Origin of the sequence: Mycolicibacterium aurum, assembly GCF_900637195.1 — a bacterium.
GTDB lineage: Bacteria > Actinomycetota > Actinomycetes > Mycobacteriales > Mycobacteriaceae > Mycobacterium > Mycobacterium aurum.
The window spans coordinates 4086640-4104563 of the sequence record NZ_LR134356.1 but is presented as its reverse complement, the minus strand read 5'-3'; the positions used below and the strand labels follow the sequence as shown (position 1 = coordinate 4104563).

At 68.4% G+C, this 17924-nt stretch carries 18 protein-coding genes; 10 read left to right on the top strand and 8 right to left on the bottom strand.

All coding sequences use genetic code 11. The annotated features are described in order from the left end of the window. The first annotated feature begins 20 nt into the window (after nucleotides 1-20). On the top strand, nucleotides 21-1343 hold the full coding sequence (locus EL337_RS19125) for an MFS transporter (protein ID WP_048632030.1): 1323 nt from the start codon (nucleotides 21-23) through the stop codon (nucleotides 1341-1343). Here the strand turns inward: EL337_RS19125 and EL337_RS19120 are convergent. Then, the gene (locus EL337_RS19120; RefSeq protein WP_048632031.1) at nucleotides 1340-2155 is read right to left on the bottom strand and encodes an MmpS family transport accessory protein; all 816 of its coding nucleotides are present in this window, start codon (nucleotides 2153-2155) and stop codon (nucleotides 1340-1342) included. The two genes, EL337_RS19125 and EL337_RS19120, sit on opposite strands and share 4 nt — an antisense overlap. Nucleotides 2156-2164: 9 nt before the next feature. On the opposite strand from EL337_RS19120, the gene EL337_RS19115 reads away from it, so the two are divergent. The 3 genes from EL337_RS19115 to EL337_RS19105 all read left to right on the top strand — a co-directional run bounded on the left by EL337_RS19115 (nucleotide 2165) and on the right by EL337_RS19105 (nucleotide 4600). After that, nucleotides 2165-4117 (top strand): alpha/beta hydrolase family protein, encoded by a 1953-nt coding sequence (locus EL337_RS19115; protein ID WP_232786777.1) that lies wholly within the window; start codon nucleotides 2165-2167, stop codon nucleotides 4115-4117. 88 nt (nucleotides 4118-4205) lie between these two features. Continuing rightward, nucleotides 4206-4409: a hypothetical protein gene (locus EL337_RS19110; RefSeq protein ID WP_048632032.1), complete on the top strand. Its 204-nt coding sequence runs from the start codon at nucleotides 4206-4208 to the stop codon at nucleotides 4407-4409. A 35-nt stretch (nucleotides 4410-4444) separates the two neighbouring features. Beyond that, nucleotides 4445-4600, top strand: a complete 156-nt coding sequence (locus EL337_RS19105) for a hypothetical protein (protein ID WP_109860083.1) — start codon at nucleotides 4445-4447, stop codon at nucleotides 4598-4600. Here the strand turns inward: EL337_RS19105 and EL337_RS19100 are convergent. Further along, nucleotides 4597-5223 (bottom strand): SACE_7040 family transcriptional regulator, encoded by a 627-nt coding sequence (locus tag EL337_RS19100; RefSeq protein ID WP_048632033.1) that lies wholly within the window; start codon nucleotides 5221-5223, stop codon nucleotides 4597-4599. The two genes, EL337_RS19105 and EL337_RS19100, sit on opposite strands and share 4 nt — an antisense overlap. Before the next feature lie 92 nt (nucleotides 5224-5315). On the opposite strand from EL337_RS19100, the gene EL337_RS19095 reads away from it, so the two are divergent. Genes EL337_RS19095 through EL337_RS19075 form a run of 5 tightly spaced genes read left to right on the top strand, consistent with a single transcriptional unit; the run spans nucleotide 5316 to nucleotide 11307 of the window. Beyond that, nucleotides 5316-6866, top strand: coding sequence for a carboxyl transferase domain-containing protein (locus tag EL337_RS19095; RefSeq protein ID WP_048632034.1), 1551 nt, complete (start codon nucleotides 5316-5318; stop codon nucleotides 6864-6866). A 4-nt stretch (nucleotides 6867-6870) separates the two neighbouring features. Then, nucleotides 6871-8862, top strand: coding sequence for an acetyl/propionyl/methylcrotonyl-CoA carboxylase subunit alpha (locus EL337_RS19090; protein ID WP_048632035.1), 1992 nt, complete (start codon nucleotides 6871-6873; stop codon nucleotides 8860-8862). Continuing rightward, complete coding sequence (locus EL337_RS19085) at nucleotides 8859-10019, top strand: acyl-CoA dehydrogenase family protein (RefSeq protein ID WP_048632036.1); 1161 nt, start codon at nucleotides 8859-8861, stop codon at nucleotides 10017-10019. The genes EL337_RS19090 and EL337_RS19085 overlap by 4 nt, the downstream gene beginning before the upstream one ends. Then, nucleotides 10019-10510 carry a MaoC family dehydratase gene (locus tag EL337_RS19080; RefSeq protein WP_048632037.1) on the top strand — a complete coding sequence of 164 codons (492 nt, stop codon included), beginning with the start codon at nucleotides 10019-10021 and terminating at the stop codon, nucleotides 10508-10510. Before EL337_RS19085 ends, EL337_RS19080 begins: the two co-directional genes overlap by 1 nt. Continuing rightward, nucleotides 10507-11307 (top strand): HpcH/HpaI aldolase/citrate lyase family protein, encoded by an 801-nt coding sequence (locus EL337_RS19075; protein WP_048632038.1) that lies wholly within the window; start codon nucleotides 10507-10509, stop codon nucleotides 11305-11307. Before EL337_RS19080 ends, EL337_RS19075 begins: the two co-directional genes overlap by 4 nt. Nucleotide 11308: 1 nt before the next feature. Here EL337_RS19075 and EL337_RS19070 read toward each other — a convergent pair whose 3' ends face one another. Beyond that, nucleotides 11309-12061 carry an enoyl-CoA hydratase gene (locus tag EL337_RS19070; protein WP_048632151.1) on the bottom strand — a complete coding sequence of 251 codons (753 nt, stop codon included), beginning with the start codon at nucleotides 12059-12061 and terminating at the stop codon, nucleotides 11309-11311. A 4-nt stretch (nucleotides 12062-12065) separates the two neighbouring features. Continuing rightward, complete coding sequence (locus EL337_RS19065; protein ID WP_126316617.1) at nucleotides 12066-12899, bottom strand: acyl-CoA dehydrogenase family protein; 834 nt, start codon at nucleotides 12897-12899, stop codon at nucleotides 12066-12068. A gap of 59 nt (nucleotides 12900-12958) precedes the next feature. Here EL337_RS19065 and EL337_RS19060 point away from each other — a divergent pair, with 59 nt between their 5' ends. After that, nucleotides 12959-14068 carry an acyl-CoA dehydrogenase family protein gene (locus tag EL337_RS19060; RefSeq protein ID WP_048632040.1) on the top strand — a complete coding sequence of 370 codons (1110 nt, stop codon included), beginning with the start codon at nucleotides 12959-12961 and terminating at the stop codon, nucleotides 14066-14068. A gap of 4 nt (nucleotides 14069-14072) precedes the next feature. On the opposite strand, the gene EL337_RS19055 is transcribed toward EL337_RS19060, so the two are convergent. The 4 genes from EL337_RS19055 to EL337_RS19040 all read right to left on the bottom strand — a co-directional run bounded on the left by EL337_RS19055 (nucleotide 14073) and on the right by EL337_RS19040 (nucleotide 17924). After that, nucleotides 14073-14909, bottom strand: a complete 837-nt coding sequence (locus EL337_RS19055) for an IclR family transcriptional regulator (protein ID WP_232786778.1) — start codon at nucleotides 14907-14909, stop codon at nucleotides 14073-14075. A gap of 121 nt (nucleotides 14910-15030) precedes the next feature. Beyond that, nucleotides 15031-16425, bottom strand: coding sequence for a histidine phosphatase family protein (locus EL337_RS19050; RefSeq protein WP_048632041.1), 1395 nt, complete (start codon nucleotides 16423-16425; stop codon nucleotides 15031-15033). 118 nt (nucleotides 16426-16543) lie between these two features. Continuing rightward, the gene (locus tag EL337_RS19045) at nucleotides 16544-17317 is read right to left on the bottom strand and encodes an acyl-[acyl-carrier-protein] thioesterase (protein ID WP_048632042.1); all 774 of its coding nucleotides are present in this window, start codon (nucleotides 17315-17317) and stop codon (nucleotides 16544-16546) included. 7 nt (nucleotides 17318-17324) lie between these two features. Further along, complete coding sequence (locus EL337_RS19040) at nucleotides 17325-17924, bottom strand: class I SAM-dependent methyltransferase (protein ID WP_048632043.1); 600 nt, start codon at nucleotides 17922-17924, stop codon at nucleotides 17325-17327.

Here is a 17924-nt window from a genome sequence, read left to right as displayed (position 1 = left end):
ATGAGTGATCGTGGGCGTCCATGAGCAAGGTGCCGTCCACGACGGGCCCGCCCGCCGACACGGTGGCCCGCTCGCGCGTGCTGGCCTGGGCGATGTGGGATTTCGGCGCGACAGCGATCAACGCGATCGTCGTCACCTTCGTGTTCTCGGTGTATCTGACCTCAACCGTGGGCGACGACCTGCCCGGGGACACCAGCCCGGCCAGCTGGTTGGGGCGGGCGCTGGCGGCCGCCGGGCTGGTGGTGGCGCTGCTGGCGCCGGTGACCGGAGTATGGGTCGACGCGCCCGTCCGCCGGCGCCGCGCCCTCACGGTGCTGACCGGGCTGGTCGTGCTGTTCACCGCGTCGCTGAGCCTCATCCGCGACGATCATCGCTACCTGTGGCCCGGCCTGATCCTGCTGGCATGCACCGCCGCCTGCAGCGAGCTTGCGACGGTCCCGTACAACGCGATGCTGCGGGAGCTGTCCACTCCGCAGACCTCCGGGCGGGTCTCCGGATTCGGTTTGGCGCTGGGCTATTTCGGCAGTGTCCTGGCGCTGCTGGTGGTGTATCTGGGCTTCATCTCCGGAGACGGCGACTCCCGCGGACTGCTCGGACTGCCTGCCGCCGACGGGCAGAACGTGCGGGCGTCGATGCTGCTCGTCGCGGCGTGGTTCGCCCTCTTCGCGCTGCCGCTGCTGATCTCGGTGCCCAAGGCGCTCGACCAGCAACCGCCACCGCGGGTGGGGTTCTTCGGTGCCTACCGCCGGCTGTGGGGAGAGGTGCGCGGCGAATGGCAGCGCGACCGTAATGTCGTGTACTACCTGGGCGCCAGCGCGATCTTCCGGGACGGCCTCACCGGGATCTTCACCTTCGGCGCAGTGCTGGGGGTGACTGTGTACGGGGTGTCCCAGGCGGATGTGCTGCTGTTCGGCGTCGCCGCCTGCGTGGTCGCCGCGGTCGGCTCGGTGGTGGGTGGCCGCGCCGACGACCGGGTCGGGTCGAAACGCGTGATCGTCGCATCTCTGGTGTCGATGATCGTGGTGGGCGTGGTGTTGATGACGCTGTCCGGTGCGACGGCCTTCTGGGTGTGCGGTCTTCTGCTGTGTCTGTTCATCGGCCCGACGCTGTCGTCGGCACGCACGCTGATGATGCGGATGACCGCGCACGGCAAAGAGGGCGTCACGTTCGGCCTATACACAACGGTCGGCCGGGCCGCGACGTTTCTGGCGCCGTGGCTGTTCTCGCTGTCGATCGACATCTTCGACAGCCAGCGCGCCGGAATGGGCGGGCTGGTGCTGGTTCTCGTGCTCGGGTTGGTCGCGTTCCTACCGGTCCGGGTAGGGCGCGCGCCGACGGTCTAGCGGGTGGGCGAGCAGATCGTCAGGCCCGAGCCGATCCGTTGGTCGACCTTGACACCGTTGATCGAGATCGAGCAGGAGACGTCGCGGCCGACGTTGATGATGCTGATGCTCGCCGATTCGTCACCGGGCTGCGGCAGCGACACTTCCTTGGTCCACGGCAGCGTCACGTTGAATTCGGTCTGCAGCAGACCGCCGGTGTCGACGTAGGTGATGTTGATGGCCCGCCCGGTCCCGCCCACGGCGTAGACGACGGTGTCGGTGGCGCCCGGCGTCGTCGGTGCGGTGGACGGACTGGTGGAGGGGGCGGTCGGCAGCGGTAGCACCGGCGTCGACGGCCGTGTTGTCGGCGGGCGTGACGTGGTGGTCGGCGCGGGTGTGGTCATCGACGGCTCAGGGAGCGCCGGAATGGGTGCGCGGACGGTCTGCTGCCTGGAGCTGTTGACGATCACCAGCGCGATGACCAGGCCGATGATGACGACCACCGAGACCCCGGCGACGACCCATAGCCAGCGCGGGGATTTGGGTTCCTCCGGTGGCGGCTCGGAGCCGTGGCCCGGCGGGTACTGGGGCGGATACTGGCCTGTCGCATACGGGTCGTAGCCGTACGGCGAATACGCCGGAAGTCGCTCGGTGGGACGGGGCGGCGGCGGTGGCTGGTAGGGCGACCCGTAGGGCGCCTGACTTGCGTATGCGGGGTCGGAATAGTGCCCGGGGTGCCCGCCGTCCCGACGCGCGTCGTCGCGGCTCCACTGCTCGTCGCGCCCGCCCCGGCCCCATGGCTCGTCGCGTCCGCGGTCGGGTGAATCCGTCATGCCCACCTCATGGCTGCAGGGTACCTGCGCGGCCGCTCAGCGCGCCTGGGCACCGGCCCACCCATCGTCGAGCACGCCGACCGTGCACAATCGGGAGCCGTGGCAGAACAGGTTCGCCGGATCTACGGCGCGTCGGTGTCTCCCGACGCCACCGCGTTCGCACACCTTGTCGACGACGGCGGGTATCCGCGGGCGGTCCAGCGGTTCCTGCGCGGATGGCGGGCCAGTTCGTCGCGCGACGTCGAGCTGCCCGTCGAGGGGCCGGTCACCCGTGTCATGCACTCGGCCGACGGATACTGGCTGGCCTGCCAGGTCGCCCCCGTCGGTGGTACACGCAGCCAGATCTGGGTTGTGACAACCGATCCCGACGACCGTGACGCGCGACGGATCGACCATTGGCCGTCCGGGGTGGAGGGCACGGCCGAATTGATCGGCTGGGACGGCACCCTGGTGGCTGCGATCATGACCGGTGAGGACGGGGTGGGCAGCTCGTGTCTGATCGACCCGTCGGGCGGCACGACCACGGTGGTGGATCGCCGCTCGGGCGGGCGGCTGGTCGACGCGTGGGCCGGCGCGTCGCTGGTCCGGGTCGGACCGCGCGGCTACCGCGACCTGATCATGTTGCGGGGATTGACCGAGACGGCCCTGTTGCCCTACGACCCGGGATCGACCACCGACACCGGCGTCATCCTGGACGACCACAGTCCGCGCCGCCTGCGGACCGGCCCGGAGGGCGAACTCACCGAGCTCTACCACCCGGCCAAGGAGTACGGCCTCAACAGCACCGAAGGATTCGTACGGGCGGTGATCCGCAGCGAGAACGGCGCCGAGTACGCCCGACTGCTGGAGGTGACGGTGACCGCCGACGGGGTGGCGTATCAGGTGCTGGCCGAACGGGAGGGCTGCGAACTCGACGAGTTCACCGTCAGCGACGACCTGTCGACGGTGGCGATCCTGTGGAACTTGCACGGTGCCAGCGAATTACAGATCCTCGAGTACGCCGACGGAACGCTCTACGATCCGATTCCCCTGCCGGGCATGGTCGCCAGCGAGCTGAGCATCAGCGCGGGCGGATCGATGCTCGCCCTGACGGTCGAAGGTCCTTCGAAGCCGCCGACGGTCGAACTCGTGGATCCCAGAACCCGGGAATGGCAACTCGTCGACCGGGAACCCAGCCTCGGCCCACTGTCGGCCGACCCCACGTTGGAGACGGTCACCGCCCGTGACGGCCTGACATTCACGGGATGGCTGTTCCAGCCGCCCGACGGAGTGCAGACGATCGGCGCGATGCTGTTCCTGCACGGAGGTCCCGAGGGCCAGGGCCGGCCCGGCTACAACGAATTCTTCCCCGCGCTGCTCGAAGTGGGCATCTGCGTGTTCCTGCCCAACGTCCGCGGGTCGGGCGGATTCGGTCGGTCGTTCATGCACGCCGACGACCGGGAGCGTCGGTTCGCCGCGATCGATGATGTCGCCGACGCCGTCCACTTTCTCGTCGACAACGGGCATGCGCCCGCCGGAAAGGTGGCCTGCTGCGGCTGGTCCTACGGCGGATATCTGACGCAGGCGGCGTTGGCGTTTCACCCTGACGAGTTCGCGGCGGGCATCAGCATCTGCGGCATGAGCGACCTCAACAGTTGGTATCGCAATACCGAGCAGTGGATCGCGGCGGCCGCGTACCCCAAGTACGGACATCCGGTCAGCGACCGGGACCTGCTCGAGCAGCTGTCCGCGCTCCCACGCGTCGATGCGGTGACGGCTCCGCTGCTTCTGGTCCATGGACTCAACGACACCAACGTTCCGCCCAGCGAATCGCAGCAGATGTGCGACGCGCTGACCGCGCTGGGCCGGCGGGTGCGCCTGTTGACATTCGAGGACGACGGCCACGAAATCGACAAGCGCGAGAACCGGTCCGTACTGCGAACGGCCATGACCGAGTGGCTCACCGAGGCCTTCGCCAGCTGACTCGCCGCCGCGGAGGTTTATCGAAATTTTCTGTGGGGTAAAAGTGAGCAGCACGCCGATTGCGGCGCGCAGATGGAGGAGGCGCAGTATGCGAGGGATTCTCGGCGTCATAGTGCTGGTGTGGTTGCTGATCGGTGTCTTTGCGGCCTACCAGCGCGATTACTTCACGGGCGGTGAAACCAATTGCGCCACAGCGGGAAGCATCGCGTTGACGGTGGTGGCCGGCCCGCTGAACTACGCGGGAGTCAATCCGAAGGTCACGGATTGCAACGTTCCCGAACCCAGCCAGTAACCCGCTGACTGGACCAGCTCGAAGAAGGAGTTGCCATGATCGCTCTCGGCGCGATCCTGCTCATTTTGGGCCTGATTTTCGGGATGTCCATCCTCACCTACATCGGCGTGGTGTTGCTGGTGATCGGTGCGGTGTTCTGGATCCTGGGATCGATCGGTCGCCCGGTGGCGGGCAGGAGAGCCTGGTACTAACGCGCACCGAGCCCGTGGTCGGCCGAGGTCAGCGCCGCCATCGTCATTGCTCTGAGGACGATGCGCGAGCTGGCCTCGGCCGCTCTCGTCAGACCAGGCTTCACACTGTGCGACGTCGAGTTCAGCAACCCGAACGTCGCGTGCGCCATAAGCCGTGCTGCGGCTTCGCCGATGTCGGGATCGCGACGGCGCAGCACGTCCACCCAGATCTCGACGTACTGCCGCTGTTTGCGGCGCACCTGCCGTTTGGCCGCCGGCGGTAGATTCCCGAGGTCGCGGTCCTGGATGCGGATCAGATCGGCCTCGGCGAAGGCGAAGTCGAGGTGAAAGTCGATCAGACCCTCCAACGCCGAGTCTGCATCTGCGGCGCGCCCCGCCACGTCTTCTGCACCTGCGAGCAGACGGGTGCTGACGCCCACCAACAGTTCCACCAGCAGCGCCTCCTTGTTGGGGAAGTGCCGGTAGATCGCTGGTCCGCTCACTCCCGCGGCGGCACCGATGTCTTCGAGCCGCACCGCGAGGTAGCCGTGCTCGGCAATCAGACGCTCGGCTGCGGCGGCCAGTTGACTGCGCCGATCGGATTTGGCCTTGCTGCGACGTGACACTGCCTCACCGGTCGTCACGGCACACCCCTCCTGGGAGTAGTGGACATCGACAGTTAATGGTGATTAACATACCACCCGGTTAGTCATCATTAACTAAAGGTGGTGCGGAGATGGCAGCGCGGGCATCTCATCGCGACGATCACGTCGCGCTGGTCGACCAGTTGCGGACCAAGCTGGCCGCTGCGGCGCTCGGCGGCTCAGACCGTGCCCGCGAGCGGCATGTGAGCAGGGGCAAGCTGCTGCCGCGCGACAGGGTGGACGGACTGCTCGACCCCGGCAGCCCGTTCCTGGAACTGGCCGCGCTGGCGGCCGACGGGATGTACGACGACGAGTGCCCCGGTGCGGGGATGATCGCCGGCATCGGACGGGTGTCGGGTCGCGAGTGCATGATCGTCGCCAACGACGCCACGGTGAAGGGCGGCACGTACTACCCGGTCACCGTGAAGAAGCATCTGCGTGCGCAGGAGATCGCGCTGCAGAACCGGCTGCCGTGCATCTACCTGGTGGACTCCGGAGGCGCATTCCTGCCGCGGCAGGACGAGGTGTTCCCTGACCGCGAGCATTTCGGACGGATCTTCTACAACCAGGCGACCATGAGCGCCAAGGGAATTGCACAGATCGCCGCCGTACTCGGTTCGTGCACCGCCGGTGGCGCCTACGTCCCGGCGATGAGCGACGAGGCCATCATCGTGCGTAACCAAGGCACCATCTTCCTGGGTGGTCCGCCGCTGGTGAAGGCCGCGACGGGCGAGGTCGTGACTGCCGAGGAACTCGGCGGCGGCGATCTGCACTCCAAGGTCTCTGGTGTCACCGATCACCTCGCGCACGACGACCGCGACGCGCTGCGCATCGTGCGCCGGATCGTGGCGACGCTGGCGCCGAAAGCGCCGTCGCCGTGGGAGGTATCGCCCCCGGTCGCGCCGGTCGCCGACCAGGCCGAGCTCTACGACGTTGTCCCGATCGATTCGCGCGTCCCCTACGACGTCCACGAGGTGATCACCCGCATCGTCGATGGCGGTGAGTTCGCCGAGTTCAAGGCCGAGTACGGCACCACCCTCGTAACAGGTTTCGCGCGCATCCACGGCCACCCGGTCGGCATCGTCGCCAACAACGGCGTGCTGTTCGGCGAATCGGCGGTCAAGGGTGCGCATTTCATCGAGCTCTGCGACAAACGTGCCACCCCGCTGCTCTTCCTGCAGAACATCTCCGGATTCATGGTCGGCCGCGACTACGAGGCGGGCGGCATCGCCAAGCACGGCGCCAAGATGGTCACCGCGGTGGCGTGCGCGCGGGTGCCGAAGCTTACCGTCGTGATCGGCGGCTCCTACGGCGCAGGCAACTACTCGATGTGCGGTCGTGCGTATTCGCCGCGCTTTCTGTGGATGTGGCCCAACGCCCGCATCTCGGTGATGGGCGGTGAGCAGGCCGCGTCGGTACTGGCCACCGTCCGCGGTGAGATGACGCCGGAGGAGGAAGAGGCGTTCAAGGCGCCGATCCGCGCCCAGTACGAAAGCCAGGGCAACCCCTACTACTCGACGGCCCGGCTCTGGGATGACGGTGTCATCGATCCGGCCGACACCAGAGACGTAGTCGGATTGGCACTTTCGGTGACGAGCCAGGCTCCGTTGGAGCCGGTGTCCTACGGCGTCTTCAGGATGTGACGGGATGACACACACTTTCGACTCGATACTTGTGGCCAACCGCGGAGAGATCGCGGTCCGGGTGATTCGTACGTTGCGGTCCATGGGGATCCGGTCGGTGGCGGTGTTCAGCGACGCCGATGCCGGTGCCCGCCACGTCGCCGAGGCCGACGTCGCCGTCCGTATCGGACCGGCACCTGCGCGGCAGAGCTACCTGTCCACGGAGGCCCTGCTCGACGCCGTCCGCCGCACCGGCGCTCAGGCCGTGCATCCGGGCTATGGGTTCCTCTCGGAGAACGCACACTTCGCCGAAGCGCTCAGTGCGGCCGGGGTGGTGTTCATCGGACCACCGGTGACCGCCATTCAGACGATGGGCGACAAGATCTCGGCGAAGGCCGCGGTGTCGGCGTTCGGCGTCCCTGTCGTTCCCGGCATCTCGCGTCCCGGACTGACCGATGACGACCTGATCGGCGGTGCCGCCGATGTCGGCTTTCCCGTTCTGGTCAAGCCGTCGGCGGGCGGGGGCGGCAAGGGTATGCGTGTCGTGCACGATGCGGCCGAGTTGCCTGCCGCGCTGGCCAGTGCGCGTCGGGAGGCGGCGTCGGCGTTCGGCGACGACACGCTGTTCCTCGAGCGGTTCGTGCTGAACCCGCGCCATATCGAGGTGCAGGTACTCGCCGACACCCACGGCGCCGTCGTCCATCTCGGTGAGCGCGAATGCAGCCTGCAGCGCCGTCACCAGAAGGTGATCGAGGAAGCCCCGTCCCCGCTGCTCGACCCGGAGACCCGGGCCCGCATCGGTGCCGCAGCCTGCGACACGGCGCGCAGTGTCGACTACACCGGAGCAGGCACCGTCGAATTCATCGTGTCCGCCGACCGGCCCGACGAGTTCTTCTTCATGGAGATGAACACCCGCCTGCAGGTGGAACATCCGGTCACCGAGATGGTCACCGGTCTGGATCTCGTCGAGCTGCAGGTCCGCATCGCGGCGGGGGAGGCGCTGCCGATCGCCCAGGACGACATTCGGCTGGACGGGCACGCCATCGAGGCCCGCGTCTACGCCGAGGATCCCGCCCGCGGTTTCCTGCCCACGGGCGGTGACGTCGTCGGCCTGCGAGACGCCGAAGGCCCTGGGGTGCGGGTTGATTCGGGTCTGACCCGCGGCACCGTGGTCGGAAGCGACTACGACCCGATGCTGGCCAAGGTCATTGCGCACGCCGCCGACCGGCCCGGTGCACTCCGCGCGCTCGATGCCGCGCTGGCTGACACCGCTGTTCTCGGGCTGACCACCAACATCGAGTTCCTGCGCTTCCTGCTGGCCGACCCCGACGTCGTCGCGGGGCGCCTTGATACCGGGCTGCTCGATCGACGGTTACCGGACTTCGCACCGGCTGAGCCATCGGACGACGAACTGATCGCCGCGGCCGCCTACCGGTGGCTGCGGTCGTGGCCGTCGGCGCCGGCCGGCCCATGGGAGGTGCCCTCGGGGTGGCGCATCGCCGGGCGCGCGCCGACATCGATGCGGCTGCGGGCAGGTGAGCGGATCGACCACGTGTGGCTGACCGGAACGCCGGCACAGGCCACCGCGACCGTCGAGGGCGGCGAAAACCGCACGCTGTCAGCATCGTTGATCGGTGACCAGCTGGCGGTCACCGTTGACGGACTGCGCGCCAGTTACCTGGTCGCCGAGACCGGCGGCACGGTGTGGCTGGCCTGCGACGGTCGGGTGGCCATGGTCGAGGAGGTACTGGAGGCCCCGGTCCGGCCCGACGACGAGCACAGCGGCGACGCGGAGTTGACCAGCCCGATGCCCGGCGCGGTTGTCGCGCTCGGGGTTGAGGACGGCGCGACGGTGACGGCAGGCACCGTGGTGGTCACCGTCGAGGCGATGAAGATGGAGCACGCGCTGTCCGCGCCGGTCGATGGCGTGGTGGAACTGCTGGTGGGCGCGGGCGAACAGGTGAAGGTGGGCCAGTTGTTGGCCCGGATAACGGCAACCGAGGAGCCACAGGCATGAGCGATTATCTTTCGACGGGGACCCTTCCCGAGGACTACGCGCAACTGGCCAAGACCGTGCGCGACTTCGCCCAGAGCGTGGTCGCCCCGGTCGCCGCCAAACACGACGAGGAGCATTCGTTCCCGTACCAGGTGGTCGCGGGGATGGCCGACATGGGCCTGTTCGGCCTGCCGTTCCCGGAAGAGTACGGCGGCATGGGCGGCGACTACTTCGCGTTGTGCCTGGCGCTGGAAGAACTCGGCAAGGTCGACCAGAGCGTGGCCATCACGCTGGAGGCCGGGGTGTCGCTGGGCGCCATGCCCGTGTACCGGTTCGGCACCGAGGAGCAGAAGCAGGAGTGGTTGCCGCTGTTGGCTTCTGGCAAGGCGCTCGGAGCCTTCGGTCTGACCGAAGCGGGTGGCGGCAGCGATGCCGGCGCCACCAAGACGACCGCGAAATCGGATGGGTCGAGCTGGATCATAAACGGTACCAAGCAGTTCATCACGAACTCGGGTACCGATATCACGAAGCTGGTGACCGTCACCGCCGTCACAGGTGAGCACAACGGCAAGAAAGAGATCTCGTCGATCCTCGTCCCCGTTCCGACCCCGGGCTTCACGGCGGAACCGGCCTACAACAAGGTCGGCTGGAATGCCTCCGACACCCACCCGCTGAGTTTCGACGATGTGCGGGTGCCCCAGGAGAATCTGCTGGGGGAGCAGGGTCGCGGCTACGCCAACTTCCTGCGGATCCTCGACGAGGGGCGTATCGCGATCGCGGCTCTCTCGGTGGGTGTGGCGCAGGGCTGCGTGGACGAGAGCGTCAGGTACTCGAAGGAACGTGAGGCGTTCGGACGCGCCATCGGCACCAACCAGGCGATCGCGTTCAAGATCGCCAGGATGGAGGCAAGGGCCCACGTCGCGCGGGCGGCCTACTACGACGCAGCGGCATTGATGTTGTCCGGCAAGCCGTTCAAGAAGCAGGCCGCGATCGCCAAGATGGTCGCCAGCGAGGCGGCGATGGACAATGCGCGCGACGCCACCCAGATCTTCGGCGGCTACGGATTCATGAACGAGTACCCGGTGGCCCGGCACTACCGCGACAGCAAGATCCTCGAAATCGGCGAGGGCACAACCGAAGTGCAGCTCATGCTGATCGCGCGGGAGCTCGGCCTGTAATGAGTGAGAAGAAGGTCATCACCCAGAGGGGCTTGTGGTTCGAGGAGTTCGAGACCGGTGTCCTCTATCAGCACCGGCCCGGTCGCACCATCACCGAGGCCGACAATGTGTTGTTCACGACGTTGACGATGAACACCCAGGCGCTGCACTTGGACGCGGCGTTCGCAGATGCGCTGCCGCCGTTCAATCAGCGGCTGGTCAACTCCATGTTCACGCTCTCGACACTCGTGGGTCTGTCGGTCGCCCAGCTGACGCAGGGCACGATCGTCGGCAACCTCGGGTTCGGCGAGGTCGCGTTTCCCAAGCCCCTGTTCCACGGTGACACGCTGTATGCCGAGACCGAGGTGACCGACAAGCGCGAATCGAAGAGCCGCCCCGGCGAGGGCATTGTCACGTTCAGTCATGTCGGGCGCAATCAGCACGGCGACGTCGTGGCTACCGCATCGCGGAAAACCATGGTGCGCAAGCGGCCCGAGGGCGAGGCGCAATGACGTTGGTTCCCGCCACCGCATGGTTGTTCTGCCCGGCCGACCGGCCGGAGAGGTACGGAAAGGCTGCCGCAGCCGCCGATGTGGTGATCCTCGACCTGGAAGACGGCGTCGCGGCGAAGGACCGGCCGGCCGCGCGCCGGGCGCTGCTCGACACGCCCCTGGATCCGGACCGCACCGTGGTGCGGATCAACCCCGCCGGCACCCCCGACCACGAACTCGACGTGGAGGCAGTGTCCGGCACGGCGTACACCACGGTGATGCTGGCCAAGACCGAGTCACCGGAGCAGGTGAGCGCGTTGGCGCCATGGCACGTCGTCGTGCTCATCGAGACGCCGCTGGGTGCGCTCAACGTGGTGGATTTGGCGCGTGCCGACAATGCGTATGCCCTGATGTGGGGTGCCGAGGATCTGTTCGCGGTGCTGGGCGGCACCGCGAACCGGTATCCGGACGGGTCTTACCGCGAGGTGGCCCGGCATGTCCGGTCGCAGACGCTGTTGGCGGCCAAGGCGTACGGACGGGTGGCGCTCGATTCGGTGTACCTCGACATCAAGAACCTCGACGGCCTGCGCAGCGAGGTCGACGACGCGGTGGCCGTCGGTTTCGACGGCAAGGTGGCGATCCACCCGACACAGGTCGCGGTGATTCGGCAGGGCTACACCCCGACCGAGGATCAGACCGAGTGGGCGCGACGCGTGCTGGAGGCGGCGCGTGGCGAGCGGGGTGTGTTCGCGTTCGAGGGGCAGATGGTCGACATGCCGGTACTGCGGCGCGCGCAGCGGATCGTCGCGCTGTCCTAGTTCATTTTCGCTTGGCTGCGGCCAAACGGGCGGCGAACTCGGGCGATTCGATCGATGCGGCCTGCGGTCCGATCTCGACGTCGACGGCGAGGCGGTGCTGATCCAGGTCCACGGTGCCCGGGTTGGCGGTGGCGCGCATCGATGCCTTGGTCGCCAGGACCACCTCACGCGGCGCGCCGGCCGGCCCGGCGGCCAGCGCAAGCGCTGCGGCCACCGGATCGTCGGCGACTTCGAGCGCAAGGCCGTGGCGTACCGCAGCTTCGGCGTCGAACCGCATCCCGAACAGAAGCGACGCGCGGGCCACCTGCGGGCCCACGAGCCGCTGGAGCATCCAGGTGGCCCCGCCCCCGGGGTGGATGCCCAGCTTCTGGAACCGCGGGTCGAATACCGCAGCGGGGCCGGCGATTCGGACGTCAGCGGCGAGGGCCAAGTTGAGGCCCGCGCCCACTGCCGCGCCGTTGACGGCCGCGATGGTGGGCAGTGTGCAGTCGGCGACAGCCAGGAAGCCGTCGTAGATCACCCGCAACCCGTCTTCGGCCGCTTCGCCGAGTGCGGTGAGGTCGGCTCCCGCGCAGAAGGCCTTTCCGGCGCCGGTGATGACCACAGCGTGCACATCGGCGTCGGCTTCGGCGGCGTCGACCGCCGCGCGCAACGCGGCTGAGATCTCCGCCGTCACAGCATTACGACGATCCGGATCGTTGACCGTGATGAGTGCGACATGGTCCTGGATCTGCGTCAGTACAAGATCGGGCACGAGCTCAGCGTAACGGCGGCGGCAGGCCGTCGAGCAGGCGAGCGGCCAGGCGGCTGCCGGCATCCACGTCCCGCCACCGCTGCGTCACCGGATTCGACGCGTCCAGGGCGTGCCGTCCGCCCTCGAGCAGATGGTCGGCGGCCGACCGCGCTCGGGCCACGGCCTGGCGGTAGACCCGCACCGTGGCCGCCAGGTCGCGTTCGTCCGGTGGTGGTGCAGTGACCTGCAGTGTCGCCGCGTCGAGGTCGGACGCCGCGCGAGCGACCTGGGCCGCTGCCGCATCGGTGATCTCGGCGCTGCGATACGAGGTCGCCAGCTGGACACGGAGTTGTTCGACGTGCCTGCGCCAGACGCCGACGGCGGACCCCACGACGGAGGCGGCCGCGCCGGCACCGGCGCGGGTCGCCGCGGTCGCGTGGTCCCCGGAGACGACGTGCAGGCGATCGGCGGTGAGGTGGGCAACGCTCACCCGCGACACGCCCGCTCCGCCGAGGCCGGCGTGATCGTCGACGGCGTCGACGTGGGCATCCTCGCGGGCCACCAGGACGCGACAGGACGCACCGTTGCGCGCGGGCAGCAGCAGCCAGTCGGCGCGCTGCGCTCCGACGACCGCCGGCCAGTGGCCGGTCAGGCTGCCGTCCGAGAGGTCGCCGTGGCCGTCGTAGCAGCAGGTGACCACCGGCGTCGCGGCGGATGCCCACGGCGCGTCCGGCATGCCGGCGACGTCGTGCGACGCTGCATCCGACATCGCGGTGAGCCACGCCTGCGCGCTGTCGGTCGCCGCGAGTTCGAGTACGTGCGAGACGAATTCGGCAAGTGGCATCCCGGGGCTGGGCATAGGTACCTTTCGCGGCGCCGGCAGATGGTAAGCATGATCGTGGCACAGAGAGGACGGCGATGAGAGCAGGTCTGTCACCGCAGATTGTCCTGCACTCGGTGCGGGCGCTGCTGCCCGCGATCTCGGCGTCCGCTGCAGATGTCGATCGTCGTGGCCACGTCGATCCGGATGTGGTCGAGCGGCTCCATGACGCCGGCTACTTCTCGCTGCTGAAGCCGCCGGCGTTCGGTGGACTCGACGCCGATCCCGACGTGTATCTGACGGCGACGCGCGAGCTGTCGTCGGCGTGCATGTCGACGGGCTGGCTGGCCGGGTGGCTCGGGGTCAACAACTGGGGTCTGTCGGTGCGCGACGATCGTGTGCTGCAGGAGATCTGGGGTTCTGAGCCACGCGCGCTGCTCTGTTCGTCGTACGCGCCGACGGGGCGTCTGCGCCGTGTCGAGGGCGGGTTCTGGCTGTCCGGCCGTTGGACCCGTTGCACGGGCGCCGATCACGCGTCGTGGCTCAGCGCCGCCGGGCTGCGGGTAGGGCCGGACGGGGCCGCCCAGGACTTCATGGCGGTACTGGTGCCCCGGTCCGACTTCGTTGTCGAATCGACGTGGAATGGGCTGGGCCTGAAAGGGATCGGCGCGCACGACGTGGTGGTCGCGGGGGCCTTCGTCCCGGAACATCGCGTGTTCAGCTGGCTGCATTTCGACCAGAGTGTCGCCGCGGCGCCGCTGGACATGCTGCCGCAGCCCACCGTGTTCACTCTGGCCGGGACCATGCCGCTGCTCGGCGCCGCCCAGCGGGCACTGCAGACGCAGCAGCCCGGAACGGCGCCGCCGCTGAGCCCGGTCGCGACGGCGCTCGGCGACATCGAGGTGTCACTGCTGCAGATCCGGCGCAACGTGGGTGAGCTCGTCGGTCGTATCCGCTCAGGTGAGACCCCTGACGCGGAGATGGTGCTGCGTGCGCGCCGCGATCAGGTGATGGCCTGCGAACGTGCGATGCGGGCGGTGCGCACCGTGGTCCACGACCCGGGCCGCACCGCGGACGACCCACTGCTGGAGCGGCTGTGGCGGGACGTGCAGACTGCCGCCCGGCACGTGTCCAGCAACGTGGAGCAGGTGCTGTCCGTTGCGGGACGTTTCGCGCTGGGCCTCGAGGTCGACGACCTCATCTGGTAACGCGTCACACCCAGTCGTCGGAGGACAGGGTCCGCAGCACACGGGACAGCATGTCGTCGGTGACCGCGGCGAGGTCGGCCTGATGTCCGGTGGCCGGAGTGGACGCGCCGATGCGTTCCGAGATGCCCCGCGCGGCGCGGGTGAGGAACGGCGCCATCCGTTTCAGTCGCTGCGCCGGCGCGGCACCGGTGAGGGAGAGGCCTGCGAGTCCACCGTCCGAGCTGCGGATGGGGGCCGCGATGCTCGCCAGCCCCACCGTCAGCTCCTGATCGTCGTAGGCCAGGCCGTGCCGAGACCGGATCCTGGCCAGCTCCTGATGCAGCGTGGGCAGGTCGGCGATCGTGGCCGGGGTGCTCTTGCGCAGCGGCGCGGAGTGCAGTGAATCGACATCCTCGGCGGCCAGCATGGCGAGCATGGCCTTGCCCAGTGCGCTCGCGTGCGCCGGGGTGCGGCCTCCGACACCGGCAGGGACGGTGACCCCGCTACTGCCAGAAACCTTGTCCAGGTAGACGACCTCGGCGCCCACGAGCACGCCGAGGTGGACGACCAGGCTGGTGTCGGAGTGCAACCGCTCCAGGACCGGCGACGCGACCCCTCGCAGTGCCGAATGATCGCCTGCCGCGGGCAACGACGAGGCGGCCAGGCAGTAGCCGTCCGGCCGGTGCAGGAGAAGACCTGCGTCATGCAACTGGGTGAGGATTCGGTGCACCGACGAGCGGGGGAGTCCGGCCCGCGTCGCCACCTGGTCGAGGCGCAGGACCTTGCCCGCCTGCTCGAACGCGCCGAGGATCAGCGCCACCCGGGCGACCATCGACGTCGGTGCGTCAGCGTGCACGGTCACACCGACACGGTAGGGCGGCAGGCCCGGGATGGCGGGAAATTACCGAGACACGTGGATCGGCCCCTCCGCCTGGTGGCGAAGGGGCCGATCGACAACGGCTCCGGCCGCTCGTGCCTGCTACCTATGCGGCCTCGCGGTTCGCGGCGCTGCCGGCGCTGTCACCGCTGCCGGAATCAGCGGACGAGTCCGCATCGGTCGTTGTCCGGTCGGCCGGGGTGTCGTCGTCGGCGGTGCCCTTCTCGGTGTCGTCGGCTTCAACCTCGGTGACGTCCTCGGTGACGTCCTCGGCGACGTCCACGGTGACGTCATCGGAGGCCTCCGCGGTGCCGTCCTCCGAGCCGGTGTCCTCGGTGTCCGCGACGTCATCGGTCGTCACGACCTCCTCGGCGACGGGTGCGTCGTCGCTGTCGGACCGCCCGGCCGGCGCGACTGAGCGAGACGCGGTCTCCGCCGGGCCGGCGCCGACCCCTGCGGTCGACACGGCGTCGACGGGCGCGGCGAGCGTAGCTGCCGTGGTCGGCTCCTCCTCGGCCGGACGCGCGAACACCTTGCTCAGATCGCTGATGACCTTCGCCTGGATCGCCTTGTGGTACTTCGAGATCGAGAAGACGTTGTCCGCGATGCTGCGGTTGAATGCCGTCGCGATCGTGGCGAAGTCGCGCGAGGCGAACGAGTCCAGGAAAACCCTGTTGTTGGCTGTGAGTTGGCGGTTCAGCGTTCGCCACTGTCGCCGAATCTCGGCGCTCAGGGTGGGTTCGGGGCTGAACAGCCTGCCGTTCCAGTTGACCAGCGTCCAGCCGTCTTCGTCGTTGCCGTCGATGACCACGTAGTTGGTGTTGCTCAATGGCGCGGTCCGCAACAGGTCGATCTTCTCCGCAGCCGTGAGGTTCTGCACGTTCATCATCGTCCAGAACATGATGGCGCCGCCGTGCGAGAAGATGACGGCGTTGCGGTCACCGTTGTCGTAGATCGTTTTCAGCGCACCATCGACGCGCGCGTCGAACTCATTGCCGTCGATCGATCCGGGGATCCGCAGGTCACGGTTGCCCTGGATCGCCCAGGCGAGCGGGAACAGGCCATACCCGGTGGACGCCTGGCTTTCGGGGGTTCCCTCGAAGACGCCGGCCTCGATCTCCTGCAGGCCCGCCAGCACCTGGATCGGCAGCCGCAGGTACTGCGACATCGGCGCCGCGGTGAGCTGGGTCCGCACCATCGTCGACGCGTAGATGGCGTCGTAGTTGTTGTCGCCGAGCAGTCCGGCCACCGCCTGGGACTGCACCTGGCCCGTCGATGTCAGGACCGGGCCCGGCGTCGACGTGTCGATCAGCCCGGACGCGTTGCCTGCTGACTGACCGTGGCGTACGAAGGTGACCCGCATCAGCTCGGCCGCCGACGCGGGCACCGCCGCACCGACCAGCAGTGCCAGTGCGGTCATCACGACGCCCAGAACGCGCCTCACTGCAGCGCCCCGGTACCGCGCACGCGCGGTCTTCGTCGCGTCCGATCCATCGTTCATGGACAATTCCTCCCACCGTTGGTTAAAGACAGCGCCCACGGTGAACGGCGGGTTAACGGCAGACAATGCGCGATCTCACTCACCGAGACTCGAGGTCGGGCACGTTCGGTGGGCGCGGTTACAGCGTGCGCAACAGCCCCGCGGCGCGGACATAATCACCGACGGTCAGCGCAAGGTGGACCTGCGGTGCGTCCGGCCCGCCCGTGCGGAACCACCGGATGGTCACGTCCTCGCCGTACTTGATGGGCCGGCGGTACTCGATCACGGCGCGGTACGGAGGCGTGCACACCTCGGGCACCAGCGCCGCGACTTCGTGCACCGCGTGCCAGTAGGCGGTGTTGGTGACGTGCTCGAAGAGGTCGATGTCGGTGCGCCGCAGGGCGAAGGGCATCGATTCGTCCGGGTCGGCGGGGTTGTCCAGCCACGGACGCCACTTCAGCCGATGCTCTGTCGTCGTCGAGGCGAACCGCTCGATCAGCGTGTCGGTGACCCGTTGAGGGGTGAGCGTTTTCGCGTTGATCGCGATCCAGAAGCCTTCGGTCTCGATGCGGCCGCCGTCGCTGCCGACGAGGTCCACGCGCATCGTGCACCAGCGCGACGACAGGGCTGAACACCACCGGCTGAACGAGATCTCGTTCGGGAACTCGATCGGTTCGATGACGTCGATCACCGTGCGCTGGACGAGCCAGTGCGGATGCTCCTCGGCTTCCCCGGCGTCGACGAGGTTCTCCGCGCCGACCTCCTGGATGTAGCGGGCGACGCTGTCGAGCCGCAGGTGCAGGTCACCGCCGATGTCGCCGGTGGCTGCGCGCCACGCGGTCCGGTACACGTAGCCGCTCTCGGGGAGCACGGCCAGACGCTGGTCGGCCGGGTTGTCCTGATGGGTGGTCATCGATCGGTCAGCCTACGGTCCGCTGCCACCGCAGCAGATAGCGGTAGTAGAGCGCACGCCGCACCTCGGCACCGGGGATCACGGTGTCGGCGACGGCGCGGATCTCGTCGAGGTTCTCCCGCGGGTCCGCCACGACCACCCCGACATCGCGGGTCTCGCGATGCACCGCGGAGGCGATCCGCACCGCGGGCAGGCACAACGCCGACCAGAGCCAGTCCCGCACGGTCTTGTTCGCACTGAGGCCGACGATCGCGATCTGCCCGGACGGCCGCAGCAGCGTGCGGGCCTTGAGCAGGGCCGAAGTCAGATCCATGTGGTGGATGGTCGCGACGAACGTGATCAGGTCGAAGCGGGCGTCACCGGGGTCGAAGTCGTCGAACGACGTGTGCCCCAGCCGGACACGGTCCAGTCCGGCAGTGCGGTCGTGCGTGCGTCCCAGCGCGGCGGGATCGGGATCGATGCCCATCACCGAACGCGACACCGGCGCCAGCCGCCCGGCCAGCAGTCCGTCGCCGCAGCCGACGTCGAGGACGTCACCGGGGTTCCTCGTGGCGAGCGAGATGACCCACGGGTGATAGGCGGTGTTGTGGTTCCAGTACTCGGCCAT

Coding starts and splice junctions, on each gene's coding strand:
- EL337_RS19080 (WP_048632037.1), top strand. CDS start 10,019: ATGAGTGAGAAGAAGGTCATCACCCAGAGGGGCTTGTGGTTCGAGGAG.
- EL337_RS19125 (WP_048632030.1), top strand. CDS start 21: ATGAGCAAGGTGCCGTCCACGACGGGCCCGCCCGCCGACACGGTGGCC.
- EL337_RS19040 (WP_048632043.1), bottom strand. CDS start 17,924: ATGGCCGAGTACTGGAACCACAACACCGCCTATCACCCGTGGGTCATC.
- EL337_RS19120 (WP_048632031.1), bottom strand. CDS start 2,155: ATGACGGATTCACCCGACCGCGGACGCGACGAGCCATGGGGCCGGGGC.
- EL337_RS19065 (WP_126316617.1), bottom strand. CDS start 12,899: ATGCCCAGCCCCGGGATGCCACTTGCCGAATTCGTCTCGCACGTACTC.
- EL337_RS19110 (WP_048632032.1), top strand. CDS start 4,206: ATGCGAGGGATTCTCGGCGTCATAGTGCTGGTGTGGTTGCTGATCGGT.
- EL337_RS19090 (WP_048632035.1), top strand. CDS start 6,871: ATGACACACACTTTCGACTCGATACTTGTGGCCAACCGCGGAGAGATC.
- EL337_RS19045 (WP_048632042.1), bottom strand. CDS start 17,317: ATGACCACCCATCAGGACAACCCGGCCGACCAGCGTCTGGCCGTGCTC.
- EL337_RS19050 (WP_048632041.1), bottom strand. CDS start 16,425: ATGAACGATGGATCGGACGCGACGAAGACCGCGCGTGCGCGGTACCGG.
- EL337_RS19105 (WP_109860083.1), top strand. CDS start 4,445: ATGATCGCTCTCGGCGCGATCCTGCTCATTTTGGGCCTGATTTTCGGG.
- EL337_RS19115 (WP_232786777.1), top strand. CDS start 2,165: ATGGCTGCAGGGTACCTGCGCGGCCGCTCAGCGCGCCTGGGCACCGGC.
- EL337_RS19095 (WP_048632034.1), top strand. CDS start 5,316: ATGGCAGCGCGGGCATCTCATCGCGACGATCACGTCGCGCTGGTCGAC.
- EL337_RS19085 (WP_048632036.1), top strand. CDS start 8,859: ATGAGCGATTATCTTTCGACGGGGACCCTTCCCGAGGACTACGCGCAA.
- EL337_RS19075 (WP_048632038.1), top strand. CDS start 10,507: ATGACGTTGGTTCCCGCCACCGCATGGTTGTTCTGCCCGGCCGACCGG.
- EL337_RS19060 (WP_048632040.1), top strand. CDS start 12,959: ATGAGAGCAGGTCTGTCACCGCAGATTGTCCTGCACTCGGTGCGGGCG.